This window comes from Staphylococcus sp. 8AQ, assembly GCF_902506595.1.
Taxonomy (GTDB): Bacteria; Bacillota; Bacilli; order Staphylococcales; family Staphylococcaceae; genus Staphylococcus; species Staphylococcus pasteuri.
Map to the genome: position 1 here is coordinate 782,643 of NZ_LR733871.1, position 20,874 is coordinate 803,516.

Annotated in this window: 18 protein-coding genes; 17 read left to right on the forward strand and 1 reads right to left on the reverse strand. The window is 31.6% G+C overall.

The window, feature by feature from the left end:
- Positions 1–102 precede the first annotated feature (102 nt).
- The 16 genes from GVY01_RS03940 to hfq all read left to right on the forward strand — a co-directional run bounded on the left by GVY01_RS03940 (position 103) and on the right by hfq (position 18,794).
- On the forward strand, positions 103–1,863 hold the full coding sequence (locus GVY01_RS03940; RefSeq protein WP_017638346.1) for a 2-oxoacid:acceptor oxidoreductase subunit alpha: 1,761 nt from the start codon (positions 103–105) through the stop codon (positions 1,861–1,863).
- Entirely contained in the window at positions 1,864–2,730 is an 867-nt protein-coding gene (locus tag GVY01_RS03945; RefSeq protein WP_017638345.1) for a 2-oxoacid:ferredoxin oxidoreductase subunit beta, read from the forward strand.
- 174 nt (positions 2,731–2,904) lie between these two features.
- Positions 2,905–3,528, forward strand: a complete 624-nt coding sequence (locus GVY01_RS03950; RefSeq protein ID WP_017638344.1) for a poly-gamma-glutamate hydrolase family protein — start codon at positions 2,905–2,907, stop codon at positions 3,526–3,528.
- A gap of 57 nt (positions 3,529–3,585) precedes the next feature.
- Positions 3,586–3,882, forward strand: a complete 297-nt coding sequence (locus GVY01_RS03955) for a thiamine-binding protein (protein ID WP_017638343.1) — start codon at positions 3,586–3,588, stop codon at positions 3,880–3,882.
- Positions 3,883–4,081: 199 nt separating this feature from the next.
- Complete coding sequence (miaB, locus tag GVY01_RS03960; RefSeq protein WP_017638342.1) at positions 4,082–5,626, forward strand: tRNA (N6-isopentenyl adenosine(37)-C2)-methylthiotransferase MiaB; 1,545 nt, start codon at positions 4,082–4,084, stop codon at positions 5,624–5,626.
- A 2-nt stretch (positions 5,627–5,628) separates the two neighbouring features.
- Entirely contained in the window at positions 5,629–5,994 is a 366-nt protein-coding gene (locus tag GVY01_RS03965; RefSeq protein WP_017638341.1) for a RicAFT regulatory complex protein RicA family protein, read from the forward strand.
- Positions 5,995–6,015: 21 nt separating this feature from the next.
- Positions 6,016–6,507 carry an energy coupling factor transporter S component ThiW gene (gene thiW, locus GVY01_RS03970; protein ID WP_017638340.1) on the forward strand — a complete coding sequence of 164 codons (492 nt, stop codon included), beginning with the start codon at positions 6,016–6,018 and terminating at the stop codon, positions 6,505–6,507.
- A 204-nt stretch (positions 6,508–6,711) separates the two neighbouring features.
- On the forward strand, positions 6,712–9,339 hold the full coding sequence (gene mutS, locus GVY01_RS03975) for a DNA mismatch repair protein MutS (protein WP_026083535.1): 2,628 nt from the start codon (positions 6,712–6,714) through the stop codon (positions 9,337–9,339).
- An 11-nt stretch (positions 9,340–9,350) separates the two neighbouring features.
- Entirely contained in the window at positions 9,351–11,315 is a 1,965-nt protein-coding gene (gene mutL / locus GVY01_RS03980; RefSeq protein WP_017638338.1) for a DNA mismatch repair endonuclease MutL, read from the forward strand.
- Between the two features lie 14 nt (positions 11,316–11,329).
- Complete coding sequence (locus GVY01_RS03985) at positions 11,330–11,863, forward strand: glycerol-3-phosphate responsive antiterminator (protein ID WP_017638337.1); 534 nt, start codon at positions 11,330–11,332, stop codon at positions 11,861–11,863.
- Positions 11,864–12,132: 269 nt separating this feature from the next.
- Positions 12,133–12,951 carry an MIP/aquaporin family protein gene (locus GVY01_RS03990; RefSeq protein ID WP_017638336.1) on the forward strand — a complete coding sequence of 273 codons (819 nt, stop codon included), beginning with the start codon at positions 12,133–12,135 and terminating at the stop codon, positions 12,949–12,951.
- Positions 12,952–13,093: 142 nt separating this feature from the next.
- Positions 13,094–14,593: a glycerol kinase GlpK gene (gene glpK / locus GVY01_RS03995; protein ID WP_017638335.1), complete on the forward strand. Its 1,500-nt coding sequence runs from the start codon at positions 13,094–13,096 to the stop codon at positions 14,591–14,593.
- 172 nt (positions 14,594–14,765) lie between these two features.
- Positions 14,766–16,439, forward strand: coding sequence for a glycerol-3-phosphate dehydrogenase/oxidase (locus GVY01_RS04000; RefSeq protein ID WP_017638334.1), 1,674 nt, complete (start codon positions 14,766–14,768; stop codon positions 16,437–16,439).
- A 238-nt stretch (positions 16,440–16,677) separates the two neighbouring features.
- Entirely contained in the window at positions 16,678–17,613 is a 936-nt protein-coding gene (locus GVY01_RS04005; protein ID WP_017638333.1) for an alpha/beta hydrolase, read from the forward strand.
- A gap of 1 nt (position 17,614) precedes the next feature.
- Entirely contained in the window at positions 17,615–18,613 is a 999-nt protein-coding gene (gene miaA, locus GVY01_RS04010) for a tRNA (adenosine(37)-N6)-dimethylallyltransferase MiaA (RefSeq protein WP_108000150.1), read from the forward strand.
- On the forward strand, positions 18,567–18,794 hold the full coding sequence (gene hfq / locus GVY01_RS04015) for an RNA chaperone Hfq (protein ID WP_017638332.1): 228 nt from the start codon (positions 18,567–18,569) through the stop codon (positions 18,792–18,794). Before miaA ends, hfq begins: the two co-directional genes overlap by 47 nt.
- A 246-nt stretch (positions 18,795–19,040) precedes the next feature.
- Here the strand turns inward: hfq and GVY01_RS04020 are convergent, their stop codons facing one another.
- Positions 19,041–19,517, reverse strand: coding sequence for a glutathione peroxidase (locus tag GVY01_RS04020; protein ID WP_029055424.1), 477 nt, complete (start codon positions 19,515–19,517; stop codon positions 19,041–19,043).
- 109 nt (positions 19,518–19,626) lie between these two features.
- On the opposite strand from GVY01_RS04020, the gene hflX reads away from it, so the two are divergent.
- Positions 19,627–20,868 (forward strand): GTPase HflX, encoded by a 1,242-nt coding sequence (hflX, locus tag GVY01_RS04025; RefSeq protein WP_017638330.1) that lies wholly within the window; start codon positions 19,627–19,629, stop codon positions 20,866–20,868.
- Positions 20,869–20,874: the final 6 nt, after the last annotated feature.

Here is a 20,874-nt window from a genome sequence, read left to right on the forward strand (position 1 = left end):
CCATTAGTATGAAATTATAAACATGCCACTGTTTACATAGTAATACGGTGGTTATTTTTGTTATCATTTAATATGAATTAAAAACCACAGGAGGCTTATGATATGAAATCACAAATATCATGGAAAGTGGGCGGACAACAAGGTGAAGGAATTGAATCAACTGGAGAAATATTTGCTACTGCAATGAATAGAAAAGGCTATTTCTTATATGGTTATAGACACTTTTCTAGTCGTATAAAAGGTGGACATACTAATAATAAAATTAGAGTTTCTACTTCTCCAGTACATGCTATTAGTGATGATTTAGATATACTTATCGCATTTGACCAAGAAACAATAGAAGTTAATCATCATGAAATGCGCGAAGATAGTATCATTATTGCTGATTCAAAAGCAAAACCAGTAAAACCTGATGATTGTCAGGCACAACTTATAGATTTACCGTTTACTAGTACTGCAAAAGAATTAGGAACTGCATTAATGAAGAACATGGTAGCGATTGGTGCTACATCTGCATTAATGAACCTAGATACATCTACATTTGAAGAATTAATTACAAACATGTTCACTAAAAAAGGTGACAAAGTTGTTGAAATGAATATACAAGCTTTAAATCAAGGTTATCAATTAATGAAAGAATATTTAGAAGATATTCAAGGCGATTTCGAACTTCAAGAAAGTAATGAAAATCCTCATCTTTATATGATTGGTAATGACGCAATTGGATTAGGTGCAATTTCTGCTGGATCAAGATTTATGTCAGCTTATCCAATTACGCCAGCTTCTGAAATTATGGAATACATGATTGCTAATTTACCAAAAGTTGGCGGAACAGTTGTTCAAACTGAAGATGAAATTGCTGCTGCGACAATGTCTATCGGTGCTAATTATGCAGGTGTTCGTGGATTCACTGCAAGCGCAGGACCAGGATTATCTCTAATGATGGAATCAATTGGCTTATCTGGTATGACTGAAACACCATTTGTTGTTATAAATACACAACGTGGAGGTCCTTCTACAGGTTTACCAACTAAACAAGAACAATCTGACTTAATGCAAATGATTTATGGTACTCATGGTGATATTCCAAAAATTGTAGTAGCCCCTACAGATGCGGAAGATGCATTTTATTTAACAATGGAAGCATTTAATTTAGCTGAGGAATATCAATGTCCAGTAATTATTTTAAGTGATTTACAATTATCATTAGGTAAACAAACAGTTAAAGAATTAGACTATGATAAAATCAAAATTAAACGTGGAGAATTAATTCAATCTGATATCGAACGTGAAGAAGATGACAAATCATATTTCAGAAGATATGCATTAACAGGAAGTGGCATTTCACCTAGACCAATACCTGGTACTAAAGGTGGTATTCACCATGTTACTGGTGTTGAACATAACGAAGAAGGTAAAACAAGCGAAGCTGCACAAAATCGTCAACAACAAATGGACAAACGTATGCGCAAAACTAAAAATCTTCTTATAGAAAAGCCAGTGGACTATACTGAAAATCACGAACAAGCTGATATGCTATATATTGGTTTCATTTCAAGTAAAGGTGCTATCGAAGAAGGTGCACAACGATTAAATGATCAAAATATCGCTGTGAATACACTACAAATCAGACAATTACATCCATTCCCAACTGAAACGATTCAAAGTGCGATTGATAAAGCACAAAAAGTCGTTATTGCAGAACATAACTATCAAGGACAATTAGCAAATATAATTAAAATGAACATTAATATTCAAAATAAATTAGTAAATCAAACTAAATATGATGGTACACCATTCTTACCACATGAAATAGTTGATAAAGGTATCGAAGTTGCAAAAGAAATAAAGGAGTTGGTCTAATTGGCTACATTTAAAGATTTTAGAAATAATGTTAAGCCAAACTGGTGCCCAGGTTGTGGTGATTTCTCTGTTCAAGCTGCTATACAAAAAGCAGCCGCAAATGTAGGGTTAGAACCAGAAGAAGTTGCACTTATTACAGGCATTGGTTGTTCAGGTAGATTATCAGGCTATATAAATGCCTATGGTGTACATGCCATACATGGTCGTGCTTTACCGTTAGCACAAGGCGTTAAAATGGCTAACAGAGATCTTACAGTTATTGCTTCTGGCGGTGACGGTGACGGTTATGCGATTGGTATGGGTCATACTATTCACGCCTTACGTAGAAATATGAACATGACTTATATCGTTATGGATAACCAAATATATGGTTTAACTAAAGGACAAACTTCACCGTCTTCAGCGGTTGGATTTGTGACTAAATCTACACCTAAAGGTAACATTGAAAAAAATGTAGCACCTTTAGAATTAGCATTATCTTCAGGAGCGACTTTTGTAGCACAAGGTTTTTCAAGTGATATTAAAGGATTAACAAAACTTATCGAAGATGCTATTAATCACGATGGATTTTCATTCGTAAATGTATTCTCACCATGTGTTACTTATAACAAAATTAATACTTATGATTGGTTCAAAGAAAATCTAACAAGTATTGATGACATTGAAAATTATGATACGACGGATAAACAATTAGCTATACAAACAGTTTTAGAACATGAATCTATGTTAAAAGGTATTGTTTATCAAGATACAGAAACACCTTCATATGAATCACAGATTGAAGAAATGGAAGGAACGCCATTAGCTAAGAAAGATATTCATATATCAGAAGACAAGTTTAATGAATTAACTAAACAATTTGTATAGAGAGGATAGCTGTCAATTCCATTAATAGAATGGTATTTGGCAGCTATTTTATTATTAGCTTATAAGCAAACAACATATTAATCTATAGAATTAAATTATAAATTTTCTGTAAATATACATTAAAATACTGTACATTGTGGAATAGATAATAAAGGTCATATAAGGAGAAGGTATATGGACAAATTTATTTCTATGAAAGAATTACAAGAAAATACAATAGAAGATAAAGATTGGCATATTGAAACTGAAGATAATAACAGTGACATTACAATATTAGCTATACACGGTGGAGGTATCGAACCTGCAACTAGTGAGCTTGCTTTTGTGACTGCACAAACCAACGAATATAACTATTTTACCTTTAAGGGAGATAGACGACATGGTAATAATGAGTTACATGTCACATCAATTCACTATGATAATGAAATAGCACAAGACTTAACTCAAAAAAGTCAACGCGCAATCTCATTACATGGTTGTACAGGCCAAGAATCAATCGTTTACATAGGCGGTAAAGATAAACAGTTAATTAAGTTAATAACTTCTGAATTAAAAGATATTGAAGTAGACGTTCAACATGCCCCGCATACGATGTCGGGTAAACAAAAGGAAAATATAGTTAATCAAACTCAAATACAAGCAGGAGTTCAACTTGAAATAACGCATGCATTAAGGAAACATTTTTTTAAAGATGGAAAATTAAATCGTAAAAGCAGAGAAGATCAAGATAATTGGGATGAATTTTTATATACATTTGCAAATGCTTTGGTAAAGGCAGTTGAAGGATTACATGATTAACTTAATAAAAATGTTAAACTAGTATTATAAATAAAGATAAGATGGGAGCTAAATTAAATGGTTGATACATTAATGAGTATTCAAATTATACCTAAAACACCAAATAATGAAGACGTCATTCCTTATGTAGATGAAGCAATTAAGATTATAGATCAATCGGGAATGCACTATCGTGTCGGACCACTTGAAACATCCGTACAAGGAGATATGAATGAATGTCTAATATTAATCCAAAATTTAAACCAACGTATGGTAGAATTAGAATGTCCTAGTATAATTAGTCAAGTTAAGTTTTATCATGTACCAGAAGGTATTGAAATTGAAACATTAACAGGAAAGTATGACGAAGCATAGATTTATGACAATTTTATAATCACTGTGATAATAATCTTACTTTTAGAATTAGATAGACTAAAGTAGAGGCTAAGGCATCAATGTTGTCTTAGCCTTATTCATTGTGAAGTAAATATTGATAAGACGCTTTTTGCACTTTGTGGTTAAATTTAATATAATGTAGAAATGATATATGGGCATATAGAAAGGATTTTTAATAGTGAATGAAGAGCAAAGAAAAGCTGGTTCGATAAATATTTTAGCAGAACGTGATCGTAAAGAAGAAAAGGATTATAGTAAATATTTTGAACAAGTGTATCAACCACCTAGTTTAAAAGAAGCTAAAAAACGTGGTAAACAAGAGATAAAATATAATCGAGACTTTCAAATTGATGAAAAATATCGAGACATGGGTAAAGGACGTTCATTTTTAATTAAAACGTATGGCTGTCAAATGAATGCACATGATACTGAAGTAATGGCGGGGATATTAGAAGCTTTAGGATATAGTGCAACATCAGATATTAACACAGCAGATATTATATTAATTAATACATGTGCGATTCGTGAAAATGCTGAAAATAAAGTATTTAGCGAAATTGGTAATTTAAAACATCTTAAGAAAGAACGACCAGATTGTTTAATAGGTGTATGTGGCTGTATGTCACAAGAAGAATCTGTTGTTAATAAAATTTTAAAATCATACCAAAATGTAGATATGATTTTTGGAACTCATAATATTCATAAACTACCAGAAATATTAGAAGAAGCTTATCTATCTAAAGCAATGGTTGTTGATGTATGGTCTAAAGAAGGAGATGTCATTGAAAATCTTCCTAAAGTTCGTGACGGTCATATTAAAGCATGGGTGAATATTATGTATGGTTGCGATAAATTCTGTACATATTGCATAGTACCTTTTACAAGAGGTAAAGAACGTAGCCGTAGACCAGAAGATATTATTGATGAAGTAAGAGAATTAGCTAGAGAAGGCTATCAAGAAATTACATTGTTAGGACAAAATGTTAATTCTTACGGAAAAGATATCGAGGGACTTGACTATGGATTAGGTGATTTATTAGAGGATATCTCAAAAATTGATATTCCTCGAGTAAGATTCACAACTAGTCATCCTTGGGACTTTACAGATCGCATGATTGAAGTGATTGCTAATGGAGGAAACATTGTACCTCATATTCATTTACCAGTACAATCAGGAAACAATGCTGTGCTAAAAATTATGGGAAGAAAATATACGAGAGAAAGTTATTTAGACTTAGTAAACCGTATTAAAGAAGCAATTCCTCAAATCGCATTAACGACTGATATCATTGTAGGTTATCCAAATGAAACTGAAGAACAGTTTGAAGAAACATTAACTTTATATGATGAAGTTGGATTCGAACATGCATACACATATCTATATTCTCAAAGAGACGGTACGCCTGCAGCTAAAATGAAAGATAATGTACCAACTGATGTAAAAAAAGAGAGACTTCAACGTTTAAACAAAAAAGTTGGAGAATACTCACAAAAAGCAATGAGTCAGTATGAGAACGAAATTGTGACGGTTTTATGTGAAGGATCAAGTAAAAAAGATGATACAGTTTTAGCAGGCTATACTGAAAAAAATAAACTTGTTAACTTTAAAGCACCAAAAGAAATGATTGGTAAATTAGTTGATGTTAAAATAGATGAAGCGAAACAATATTCATTAAATGGTACTTTCGTAGGAGAACATCAAAAAGAATTGGTGATGCAATAATAATGTATAATAAAGAGGACATACTATCGAATGCTGATCAACTTGCCCAAAAGATAAAAAATCTTGAAGTAATTAAAGACTATCAAACAATCGAAACACAAATTCACAATAATAAAACCATTGAAAAGAAAATGAACCGATTGAAAAAGCAACAAAAACAATCAGTAAACTTACAAAACTATGGTAAATCAACAGCATTTAATCAATCAGAGAACCAAATTCATCAGTTGGAAAACGAAATAAATGAATTACCAATAGTTGAAGAATTTCGTACATCTCAATATGAAGCCAATTATCTTCTACAAATGATGATTAAAACAATGGAAAACCGTTTGAATGAACATAATGAAAGTTATCATAACAAATAAATTGGATAAGGAGACAATGCATTGAATATTAGAAAACTTACAATAACAGCGCTATTAATAGCAATAAATGTCATTTTAAGCAGTATCATTGTCATCCCTCTTGGTCCAATAAAGGCAGCGCCTATGCAACATCTAGTAAACGTACTTTGCGCAGTGTTCGTAGGACCATGGTATGGACTTGCACAAGCTTTAATTTCTTCCATTTTACGTGTTACGTTTGGTACTGGAAGTGTATTTGCATTTCCAGGCAGTATGATAGGTGTATTCTTAGCTAGCCTCTTTTACATGTATCGTAAACATATATTTATGGCAGCAGTTGGAGAAGTTCTTGGAACAGGCATCATTGGAAGTTTAATATGTATTCCATTAGCATGGATACTTAATTTACAAAACTTCTTTGTTAAACCATTAATGACTGCATTTATCGTGTCCAGTATTATTGGTGCCGCAATTAGCTACGTGTTATTAATTATATTAAAAAAACGTGGTCTTTTAGATAGATTTCAAAAATAGCAATTAAGTACGTACAATACATAGTGAAACTGAAATGACTCAGTTCAATGTTTGTACGTACTTTTTTAATTATCAAATTAACTTCATAGGCTAGAATATATTCAATATGTTAAAATAGATGAGTTAAAAGAACGTAAAAATTACATAAAATGATTCAATTCATAAAAATAAAAAGACTATAAAATAAGGGTTGTGAAGAACTTTATGTCGAATGTGACACCAATGATGCAACAATATTTAAAAATTAAATCAGAATATGATGACTGTTTATTATTTTTTAGACTCGGAGACTTTTATGAAATGTTCTTCGAAGATGCTAAAGAAGCGTCAAGAGTATTAGAAATCACGCTTACTAAAAGAGATGCCAAAAAAGAAGACCCAATACCGATGTGCGGTGTACCTTATCATTCCGCTGATAGTTACATTGAAACATTAATTAATAATGGCTATAAAGTAGCTATCTGTGAACAAATGGAAGACCCTAAACAGACAAAAGGTATGGTTAAAAGAGAAGTAGTTAGAATAGTAACTCCAGGAACAGTGATGGATCAAGGTGGCGTTGATGAAAAGCAAAACAACTATATTTTAAGTTTTATTAAGCAAGGGCAAGAATATGCATTAAGTTATTGTGACATTTCAACTGGTGAATTAAAAGCTACACATTTTAAAGATGAAGCTACTTTACTAAATGAAATTACAACGATTAATCCTAATGAAATTGTAGTAAATGAAACTTTATCTGAAAACATGCAACGACAAATTAATATGATTACTGAAACGATAACAGTTCGTGAGGAGATATCTAACCAATCATTTTCCGTAAACAATAATGAACATGAAGGTATGTATCAATCTACTCAATTATTATTAGATTACATCCACCATACTCAAAAAAGAGACTTATCACATTTAGAAGAAGTGCAACATTATGCTGCTATTGATTTCATGAAAATGGATTTCTATGCTAAAAGAAACTTAGAATTAACTGAAAGTATAAGATTGAAATCCAAAAAAGGAACACTGTTATGGTTAATGGATGAAACAAAAACACCAATGGGAGCTAGACGTCTTAAACAGTGGATAGACCGACCATTAATTTATAAACAGCAAATTGAAGAGAGATTGAATATAGTTGATGAGTTTATTAACCACTTTATTGAACGTGATACCTTAAGAAATTATTTGAATCAAGTCTACGATATTGAAAGACTTGTAGGTCGAGTGAGTTACGGTAATGTTAATGCACGTGATTTAATACAATTAAAACATTCAATTAGTGAGATTCCTAATATCAAACAATTATTAAGTCAGCTTGAAAGCGACAAGATAACTCAATTTGATGAGTTAGAACCATTAGATGATTTATTAGAAGTGCTTGAAAATAGCTTAGTAGAAGAGCCTCCTATCTCAGTTAAAGATGGCGGATTGTTCAAAACAGGTTTTAATCAACAATTAGATGAGTATTTAGAAGCATCTCGTAATGGTAAATCTTGGCTTGCTGAATTACAAGCAAGAGAAAGAGAACGCACAGGTATTAAATCTCTTAAAATTAGTTTTAACAAAGTGTTTGGTTATTTTATAGAGATTACTCGCGCCAATTTACAAGGATTTGAACCTTCTGAATTTGGATATAATCGTAAACAAACTTTATCTAATGCTGAACGTTTTATTACTGATGAATTAAAAGAAAAAGAAGATATTATTCTAGGCGCAGAAGATAAAGCTATAGAATTAGAATATCAATTATTTGTAAAATTGAGAGAACATATTAAGTCGTATACAGAACGACTTCAAAAGCAGGCAAAAATCATTTCAGAATTAGATTGTTTACAAAGCTTTGCGGAAATTGCTCAAAAATATAATTATGTTAGACCACAATTTAGCGATAACAAAACATTAAAACTTGAAAACTCTAGACATCCAGTTGTAGAACGTGTCATGGATTATAACGATTATGTTCCAAATGATTGTGAATTAGATAATGATACATTCATTTACTTAATTACAGGTCCTAATATGTCAGGGAAATCAACGTATATGAGACAAATCGCTATTATTAGCATTATGGCTCAAATGGGTGCTTATGTTCCTTGTGAATCAGCAGTGCTACCAATTTTTGATCAAATATTTACACGAATTGGTGCTGCAGACGATTTAGTATCAGGTAAAAGTACGTTCATGGTAGAAATGTTAGAAGCGCAAAAAGCATTAACTTATGCTACAGAAGATAGTTTAATTATCTTTGATGAAATAGGTAGGGGGACTTCAACATATGATGGTTTAGCACTCGCACAAGCCATGATAGAATACGTTGCTCAAACGTCTCACGCTAAGACACTATTCTCTACACACTATCATGAACTTACAACTTTAGATCAGTTATTACCTTGTTTGAAAAATGTTCATGTTGCTGCAAATGAATATAAAGGTGAACTTATCTTCTTACACAAAGTAAAAGATGGTGCTGTTGATGACAGTTATGGTATTCAAGTAGCAAAACTTGCTGATCTACCTGATAAAGTGATTCAAAGAGCACAAGTTATATTAGATGAATTCGAACAGAAGTCTGATAATCCAGAACCAATGATTGTACAAAGTGAAGTAAAAGATGATGCTATAGATTCAAACTCAAATAGTGAGACACAAGATGCAGTACAACATACTAATAATCAAGAAAATACGTCTTCATTTGAACAAGCGGCATTTAATTTATTTGATGCAGAAGTACAACAAAGCGAAGTAGAAGCACAAATCAAATCTTTAAATTTATCAAATATGACTCCAATAGAAGCTTTAGTAAAATTAAGCGAATTACAAAATCAATTAAAATAGAGGTGTTGTAAATGGGAAAAATTAAAGAACTACAAACCTCCTTAGCTAACAAAATTGCAGCTGGCGAAGTAGTCGAAAGACCCAGTTCGGTTGTAAAAGAATTATTAGAAAATGCTATTGATGCCAAGTCAACCGAAATTAATATAGAAGTGGAACAATCAGGTATAGCTTCAATACGTGTTGTAGATAATGGAACTGGTATTGAACAAGATGATTTAAGTCTGGTGTTTCACAGACATGCTACTAGTAAATTAGATGCAGATGATGATTTATTCCATATTAGAACATTAGGATTTCGTGGAGAAGCATTAGCGAGTATTTCTTCAGTATCCAAAGTGACTTTACGTACATGTACAGATAATGAAAGTGGTCATGAAATATATGCTGAAAATGGTGTGATTAAAGATCAAAAACCAGCTAAAGCTAAAAAAGGGACAGATATACTTGTTGAGTCATTATTCTATAATACGCCAGCTCGGTTAAAATATATTAAAAGTTTATATACAGAACTAGGCAAAATTACAGATATTGTTAATAGAATGGCAATGAGTCATCCTGATATAAGAATTTCATTAGTTTCTGATGGTAAAACACTTTTAAAAACTAATGGTTCTGGTAAAACAAATGAAGTTATGGCAGAAATATATGGAATGAAAGTAGCAAAAGATTTAGTACATATCACTGGTGATACAAGCGATTATCATCTTGAAGGTTATGTTGCTAGACCTGAGCATTCAAGAAGTAATAAACATTATATTTCTATTTTTATCAATGGTAGATATATCAAAAACTTTGTTTTAAATAAAGCAATTGTTGAAGGTTATCATACATTATTAACAATTGGTCGATACCCTATTTGCTACATCAATATCCAAATGGATCCCATACTAGTAGATGTTAATGTTCATCCTACTAAACTTGAAGTCAGATTATCTAAGGAAGAACAATTATACAAATTAATTGTTGAAAAAATTCAAGAAGCATTTAAAGATAAAATTTTAATACCTAAAAATGATCTAGACCAACATTCTAAGAAAAACAAAGTGTTAAATAGTTTTGAACAACAAAAGTTAGACTTTGAACGTAGACAAAAAGAAGAAGCAAATAATCATAACGGTATGAATGACTCTGAAAATAAATCAGATCATGCCACAAACGAACAACGGTATAACGAAGAAACAAGCCAAAGCCTTTCATCCAATGTACAAGAAAATGATGAAAGTGAATCATTTAATTCCTCTAATAATATTAACCGTGATAATGATGATAATTACTTCGAAAATCAAAAAGAAATTTTAAACGAATTAGATAATAACGATAATACATTTGAATTAGATGATGAAGTTAAAGATAATCAAGACATTAAAGGTGCTATAAGTGCTTCAACGAGACGTCGTGTACCATATATGGAAGTTGTTGGACAAGTTCATGGAACATATATCATAGCTCAAAATGAAAATGGTATGTTTATGATTGACCAGCATGCTGCACAAGAGCGTATTAAATACGAATATTTTAGAGATAAAATTGGAGAAGTATCAAATGAAGTACAAAACTTATTGATACCAATGACTTTCCATTTTTCTAAGGATGAACAATTGATTATAGACCAATATAAAGAAGAACTAGATAGAGTCGGTGTACATCTTGAACATTTTGGAGGTCATGATTATATTGTTAATAGTTATCCAGTGTGGTTTCCAAAAGCAGAAGCGGAAGAAATTATTAAAGATATGATTGAATTAGTTTTAGAAAATAAAAAAATAGATGTTAAAAAAATGCGTGAAGATGCAGCGATTATGATGTCATGTAAAAAATCAATTAAAGCTAATCATTATTTAAAAAATAACGAAATGGCAGATTTAATTGATCAACTGCGTGAAATGGAAGATCCATTTACTTGTCCGCATGGACGTCCAATTATTATTAACTTTTCAAATTACGAATTAGAAAAATTATTTAAACGTGTCATGTAGAGAGGAGCAATGCTTTGAAAGAAAATATACTCCCAGCAATTAGAAATATGAAAGATTTAGATAACCTCATTAAAACGGAATATAAATCATGTGTATTGTTAGACATGCATATAGGTCATCTAAAAAGCATTTTAGACTTATTAAAAAATAATGGAATTGAATGTTATATCCATATTGATTTAATAAAAGGTCTTAGTCATGATGAATATTCATGTGAATATATTATTCAACAATATAAGCCTAAAGGTATCGTATCTACTAAAACGAAAGTCATTAAAAAAGCGAAATCGCTCAATACTTTAACTATCTTTAGAGTATTTATTATTGATAGCCAAGCTTTAAGTAGAAGTATTGAATTAATTCAAAAGGTTCAACCAGATTTTGTCGAAGTACTTCCAGGTATTGCTCATAAAGCAATAAGATGTATTCAAGAAGAAACCGATACAGCTGTAATTGCTGGTGGATTAATTAGTGATGTTTCTGAAGTAGATGAAGCTATTAAAAATGGCGCTAAATATATTACGACTAGTAATCAAAAATTATGGTAAATAAAAACTTATAAAGAATAAGTAGAGGGATTAATGGTGAAATAATGATCTATTAATCCCTCTATTTTTTATAAATGTTTGGTCAATTTTATTGAATATAAGTTTGATATTTTTGACAAATTTTCAACAAAATCATTGACAACGCTTACAACGTAATTGTAATATATAAACAAGTTATTAAAAGTTAATATTAGAACAGAGAAGGGGAGATTTCTACAGCTTTATCGCTTTGTAGGGGTCTCCCTATCTATTTTGGGAGGAATAATTATATGAATGCTTATTTAGCAGAGTTCTTAGGTACAGCCATCCTCATACTTTTCGGTGGTGGCGTTTGTGCTAACGTTAATTTAAAACGTAGTGCAGGTAATAACGCTGACTGGATTGTTATCGCTACAGGATGGGGACTAGCCGTTGCCATGGGCGCATTCGCAGTTGGTAAATTCTCAGGAGCACATTTGAATCCAGCCGTTACAATTGCGTTAGCTATGGATGGAGGATTTAGTTGGGCGCAAGTGCCTGGATACATCATTTGTCAAATGCTTGGTGGTATTGTAGGTGGTGCACTAGTTTGGTTAATGTATTTACCACATTGGAAAGCAACAGAAGATCAAGCCACTAAGTTAGGTGTATTCTCAACTGCACCTGCAATCAAAAACTATTTTGCTAACTTTATGAGTGAAATCATTGGTACAACTGCATTAACTTTAGGTATATTATTTATTGGTGTTAATAAAATTGCTGATGGATTAAACCCATTAATTGTTGGGGCTTTAATTGTCGCAATTGGTTTAAGTTTAGGCGGAACAACAGGTTATGCTATTAACCCAGCACGTGACTTAGGACCTCGTATCGCTCATGCGATTTTACCAATCGCTGGTAAAGGTGGTTCAAATTGGTCATATGCTATCGTACCTGTACTTGGACCAATCGCTGGTGGTATGTTAGGTGCTGTCATTTACGAAGTATTTTACAAACAAACATTTAATGTAAGTTGTGCAGTGGGCATTATTTTAGTTATCATAACATTAGTATTAGGTGTAGTTTTAAATAGAGCGTCTAAAAGCAATGACATCGAATCTATCTATTAAAAGAGAACTTAAGTAGCATCGTTAGAATTAATTTTAGAAAATAAGCATAGAATATAAACATGATTCGTGAATATAAAATATAAATGATTAGTATTAATCATCTTTTATCTATATTTATGACATCAAAAGGAGTCAAATAATTATGGAAAAATACATTTTATCAATAGACCAGGGAACAACTAGTTCAAGAGCGATTTTATTTAATAAAGACGGAGAAATCAAAGGTGTAGCACAACGAGAATTCAAACAACATTTTCCACAATCTGGTTGGGTAGAACATGATGCTAATGAAATTTGGACATCTGTATTATCTGTAATGGCAGAAGTCATGAATGAACAAGATGTAAGAGCTGAGCAAATTGAAGGTATAGGTATTACAAACCAACGTGAAACAACAGTTGTATGGGATAAAAATACTGGCCGTCCAATTTACCATGCTATTGTATGGCAATCTCGTCAAACTCAAAGTATTTGTCATGATTTAAAAGAACAAGGTCATGAAGATTTATTCCGTGATAAAACTGGTCTTTTATTAGATCCGTATTTTGCTGGTACAAAAGTAAAATGGATTTTAGATAATGTTGAGGGTGCAAGAGAAAAAGCTAATAACGGTGATTTACTGTTCGGCACAATTGATTCTTGGTTAGTATGGAAGTTATCAGGTAGAGAAGCGCATATTACTGACTATACTAATGCTAGTCGTACATTAATGTTTAATATCCATGAATTAAAATGGGATAAAGAATTATTAGATATTCTAGAAGTTCCCGAAAACATGTTACCTGAAGTTAAACCTTCTAGTGAGGTATATGCACATACAGTGGATTATCACTTCTTTGGTCAAAATGTACCAATTGCTGGTATCGCAGGTGACCAACAAGCTGCTTTATTCGGTCAAGCATGCTTTGATCGTGGAGATGTGAAAAACACTTATGGTACTGGTGGTTTCATGTTAATGAACACTGGTGAAGAAGCGGTAAAATCTGACAGTGGTTTATTAACTACAATTGCATACGGTCTTGACGGTAAAGTAAATTATGCTTTAGAAGGATCAATCTTTGTTTCCGGTTCAGCAATTCAGTGGTTACGTGATGGATTAAGAATGATTAATTCAGCGCCACAAACTGAAAACTATGCTACACGTGTAGATTCAACTGAAGGTGTATATGTAGTTCCAGCATTCGTTGGTTTAGGAACACCTTATTGGGATTCTGAAGCAAGAGGCGCTATCTTTGGTTTAACACGTGGTACTGAAAAAGAACATTTCATCCGTGCAACATTAGAATCACTTTGTTATCAAACACGCGATGTTATGGAAGCGATGTCTAAAGACTCAGGCATCGAAGTTCAAAACTTACGTGTAGACGGTGGTGCAGTTAAAAATAACTTTATCATGCAATTCCAAGCTGATATTGTTGATACACCAGTTGAACGTCCAGAAATTCAAGAGACAACTGCGTTAGGTGCTGCTTATTTAGCTGGTTTAGCTGTAGGCTTCTGGGAAAGCAAAGATGATATTGCTAACAGATGGAAACTTGAAGAAGAATTCGAACCAAAAATGGAAGAAGAGCAACGCGCGAAACTATATAAAGGTTGGAAAAAAGCTGTAGAAGCTACACAAGTATTTAAACTAGAAGACTAGGAATTAAGATATTAATAATTTGTAAGCATAAGATAGACTTGATTTTCTTATTTATGTTATACTTAAAATAAGTTAATAAAGAAATCGAGACATGAGAGATTTATTCGTACAATTAAATGGTAATTGTGGGATAAGTCTCTCTTTTTTTATACTAATTAGGAGGCGTTGAATTATGGGTTTATCAACACTTAAAAGGGATCACATAAAAAGAAATTTAAAAAATGAAGAATATGATGTTGTCATCGTTGGTGGCGGAATTACAGGTGCAGGGATTGCACTTGATGCAAGTAACCGTGGAATGAAAGTAGCATTAGTAGAAATGCAAGACTTTGCACAAGGTACAAGTTCTCGTTCTACTAAATTAGTACATGGTGGGTTACGTTATTTAAAACAACTTCAAGTAGGTGTTGTAGCTGAAACAGGTAAAGAACGTGCCATTGTTTATGAAAATGGTCCACACGTAACAACTCCAGAATGGATGTTATTACCAATGCATAAAGGCGGTACATTCGGTAAATTTACTACTGCTATTGGTTTAACAATGTATGACTTTTTAGCAGGCGTTAAAAAATCAGAACGTAAAAAAATGCTATCTAAACAAGATACGCTTAATAAAGAACCATTAGTTAAACAAGATGGCTTAAAAGGTGGCGGTTATTATGTTGAATACCGCACAGATGATGCAAGATTAACAATCGAAGTTATGAAAAAAGCTGCCGAAAAAGGTGCTGAAATCATTAACTATACTAAATCAGAACATTTCACTTATGACTCAAATAAAAAAGTAAATGGTATTGAAGTCGTTGATATGATCGATAATGAAACTTATCCTATTAAAGCTAAAAAAGTGATTAACGCTTCAGGACCATGGGTTGATGAAGTAAGAAGTGGAGACTATGCAAGAAACAACAAACAATTACGTTTAACTAAAGGTGTGCATGTTGTTATTGATCAATCTAAATTCCCATTACAACAAGCAGTATACTTTGATACTGAAAAAGATGGCAGAATGATCTTTGCTATTCCTAGAGAAGGAAAAGCGTATGTTGGTACAACTGATACATTCTATGATAATGAAAAAGCTACACCATTAACTACTCAAGAAGATAGAGATTATTTAATCGAAGCTATTAATTACATGTTCCCATCAGTTAAAGTTAAAGATGAAGATATCGAATCAACTTGGGCTGGTGTACGTCCATTAATTTTAGAAGAAGGTAAAGATCCTTCAGAAATTTCTCGTAAAGATGAAGTTTGGGAAGGTGAATCTGGATTACTAACTATCGCTGGTGGTAAGTTAACAGGATACCGTCATATGGCATTAGAAATTGTAGATTTATTAGCTAAACGTCTTAAAAAAGAATACGGTTTAACATTCAAACCATGTGCAACTAAAGAATTAAAAATCTCTGGTGGTGACGTAGGCGGAAGTAAAAACTTCGACAATTTCGTTAAACAAAAAGTTGACGCAGCTAAAGGATTTGGCATTGACGAAGACGTTGCTTATCATTTAGCAAGTAAATATGGTTCTAACGTTGACGATTTATTCAATATTGCTCAAACAGCACAATATCATAACAGTAAATTACCATTAGAAATTTATGTTGAATTAATTTATGGTATTCAACAAGAAATGGTATTTAAACCAACTGACTTCTTAGTACGTCGTTCTGGTAAATTATACTTTAATATTGATGATGTACTTAACTACAAAGATGCAGTTATTGATGTTTTAGCAGATATGCTTCAATATAGCGATGCTCAAAAACAAGCTTATACTGAAGAAGTAAATAAAGCGATTGATGAAGCACAATCAGGTAATAATCAACCTGCAGTTAAAGAATAAATATCATGATGTTGAACTACTAGTATTGAGATATACTCTCAATACTAGTAGTTTTTTTATGCGAAATGTTATACTTTGTAATACAACTTTTTTTAATCAAAATAAACATCTTATAAGTAGATAACTATTTATTATGCATACAATTTGATTACAATGTTATCAAAAGGTATATTGAATATAATATGGTTGTTTAACGTAAATAATATAAATGAACTTTAGAAATTTTGGGGGTATATATGTGAGTCAAAGTCAATTCAATATCACAGTGGAAGATGGAACAATGATTGAAGTGAAAATAGACAAAGCAAATAATGAAACTATAGGCATTGTTCATCTTTTTCATGGTATGGCTGAACATATGGATCGTTATGATGAATTAGTCAAAGCTTTAAATTTACAAGGTTATGATGTTATCAGACATAATCACAGAGGACATGGTAAAAATATTGACGAAAAAGAAAGAGGTCATTTTGATGATATGTCTCAAGTCGCTGCCGATGCATACGAAATAGTTGAAACGTTATATGATAGTCATTTTGAATTACCATACATTATTTTAGGTCATTCAATGGGCTCAATCATTGCAAGACTATTTGTAAAACAATACCCTCAATTTGCAGATGGTCTTATATTAACTGGTACAGGTATGTTCCCAAAATGGAAAGGCATTCCAACAATGATATTGTTAAAATTACTTACAATTGTTGCTGGAAAACGTCGTCGTATTAGATGGGTTAATCGATTAATGAATAAATCATTCACCAAAAAAATTGACCAACCTGAGACAGAAAGTGATTGGCTTTCTACAAAAAGAGAAGAAGTTAATAAATTTATTGATGATGAATATTGTGGTTTCAGAGTATCTAATCAACTTATTTATCAAACCGTTAAATACATGATGGATACTGCAAATGTAAAATCGTTAAAACAAATGAATCACAATCTGCCTATTCTTTTAATATCAGGAAAAGATGACCCCTTTGGTGAATACGGGAAGGGAATTAAAAAATTAGGTAAAATTTATAAAAAAGCGGGTATTAAACATATCACCGTACAATTATATAAAAATAAACGTCATGAAATTTTATTTGAAGACGATTATTTGTCAACTTGGCAACATATGTTTGAATGGATTAAAAAACAAATTTTAAAGAAAAATAAAGTGAGTGAATAGCATGAATAGTACAGATAAACCATTTCTAATCGTCATTGTTGGACCAACAGCATCCGGTAAAACAGAATTAAGTATAGAATTAGCCAAACGATGTAATGGCGAAATCATTAGCGGTGATTCAATGCAAGTATACAGACACATGGATATCGGTACTGCTAAGGTTACTAAAGAAGAAATGGATGGTATTCCACATCACTTAATTGATATATTAAATCCAGATGAATCATTCTCTGCTTATGCATTTAAAGAAAGAGCAGAAGCATGTATCAAAGATATAATTAATAGAGGTAAAACACCAATCATTGCAGGTGGTACAGGATTATATATTCAGTCTTTACTTTATAACTATCAATTTGAAGACGAAACAGTATCAGAAGAGAAAATGAATGAAGTTAATACTAAATTAAAAGAATTGGAACAATTAAATAATATTGAATTACATGACTATCTAAATACATTTGACCCTGAATCTTCTTCGAATATACATCCAAATAATAGAAAAAGAGTATTGAGAGCGATAGAATATTATTTAAAAACAAAAAAACTTTTAAGTTATCGCAAGAAAGTTCAACAATTCACCGAAAATTATGATACATTATTATTAGGGATTGAAATGTCGCGTGAAACATTATATAAAAAAATAAATAAACGTGTTGATATTATGTTGAGCCACGGATTATTTAAAGAAGTGCAATACTTAGTTGAACAAGGTTATGAGTCAAGTCAAAGTATGCAAGCAATTGGATACAAAGAACTTATACCTGTTATTAAAGGGAACATGGATAAAGAAACAGCCATTGAAAAGTTAAAACAAAATTCGCGAAAATATGCGAAACGTCAATTGACTTGGTTTAAAAATAAAATGAACGTTCACTGGTTAGATAGAGAGAAAATGTCGCTTCAAATGATGTTAGATGAGATTACACCCCAAATAAATAAAAGGAGTACTGAACATGATTGCAAACGAAAACATCCAAGATCAAGCACTAGAGAACTTTAAATCAGAAAAAACAGAAGTTACTGTCTTCTTTCTAAATGGGTTCCAAATGAAAGGAACTATTGAAGATTTCGATGATCAGGTAATTCGTCTGGTTTCTCAAGGAAAACAACATCTGATTTACAAACATGCGATCAGCACTTTCATGATTGATGACGAAAATGAATCAACATCAGAAGAATAAGTAATAATTGAAGTGCATTAAAGCACAACTTTCAATGAACGTAGCAATAGTTACATACTAGTGGGAATGGTAACAGCACAATATTGGATTATTTTTGTTTCTAATATCATTCTCATGCGTGCTTTATCGTATTTGTATTAATTCATGTAAAAAAGCTTCAGTTAAAGCTGGCAGAGCTAACATTCAGCTCACGAAACCAACTTTAATTGAAGCTTTTAAATTTATAATTTTATTTTAGTAATCTGATTAAAGTAATTTTTCAATTTCATTTTCTAATTGTGCTGGTTTTTTCTGTGGAGAGAAACGTTTAACCACATTACCATTACGATCAATTAAAAATTTTGTGAAATTCCATTTAATTTTTTCATTAAACATACCGTGTTGAGCATCTGTTAAGAAACGGAATAATGGATGTTGATTATCACCTTTAACATCGATTTTTTGATGAATAGGGAAAGTAACACCATAATTCAATTTACAATTCTGTGCAGCTTCTTCACCTGAACCAGGTTCTTGCCCACCAAATTGATTACATGGGAATCCTAAAATAATAAATTTTTGATCTTTATATTTTTCATATAGATGTTGTAATCCTTCAAATTGAGGTGTGAAACCACACTCACTTGCAGTATTAACGATTAACATAACATAATCTTTATAATCTTCTAACTTGTATGTTTCACCAGTATTTTTTTCTACTACGAAATCATAAATATTTTCCATAATACCACCCTTTCGAATTACTTACAATTTAACATAATATGGACGAATAGTCTTTATATTGGCACTATGATAAAATACTTAAGAAGAAAATATAAAGGAGATGTATATCATGGCACAGCTATCAACGCATGATACAAAGAAAAAATTGGAAACGGCTGTACTAATCGGTGTACATGCTCAAAATGATAATCAATTTAATTTTGAATCAACAATGGAAGAATTAGAAGCTTTATCAGAAACTTGCCAATTAAATGTAAAAGGTCAAATTACTCAAAATAGAGAACAAGTAGACCATAAATACTATGTTGGAAAAGGGAAAATTGAAGAAATACAAGCTTTTATAGAATTTCATGATATTGATGTCGTAGTAACGAATGATGAATTAACGACAGCTCAATCTAAAACATTAAATGGTAATTTGGGCATTAAGATTATCGATAGAACACAGTTAATACTTGAAATATTTGCACTAAGAGCTAAAAGTAGAGAAGGTAAATTACAAGTTGAACTTGCACAACTTGATTATTTATTACCTAGATTACAAGGACATGGACGTAGCTTATCACGTCTTGGTGGTGGGATTGGAACTAGAGGTCCTGGTGAAACGAAACTTGAGATGGATCGTCGACATATTCGCACTAGAATGAATGAAATTAAACATCAATTACAAACGGTAGTAGAACACAGAGATCGTTATCGTAGTAAACGTGAACAGAATCAAGTATTTCAAATTGCTTTAGTAGGTTATACCAATGCTGGTAAATCATCATGGTTTAATGTACTTGCTAATGAAACAACTTATGAAAAGAATCAATTGTTCGCCACATTAGATCCTAAAACAAGACAAATTCAAATCAATGAAGGCTTTAACTTAATTATTTCTGATACAGTTGGATTTATACAAAAGTTACCTACTACATTAGTTGCTGCTTTTAAATCAACGTTAGAAGAAGCAAAAGGTGCAGATTTATTATTACATGTGGTAGACGCTAGTCATTCAGAATATCGCTCACAATATGATACGGTTAATCAATTAATTAAACAATTAGATATGGATCAAATTCCACAAGCCGTTATTTTTAATAAAAAAGACCAGTGTGATAGTCAAATGGATTTACCAGTTTCAAACAATCCATATGTATTTGTATCAAGTCGCTACGATAGTGACAAAGATAAAGTTAAAGACTTATTAATTAATCAAATTAAAGATAATTTAACTTACTATGAAGAAACTGTACCAAGTTCGGATGCTGATCGATTATATTTCTTAAAACAACATACATTAGTAAGTGAATTATATTTTAATGAAAATGATGAGACATATGAAATTAAAGGATATAAAAAAATATAAAGGAAG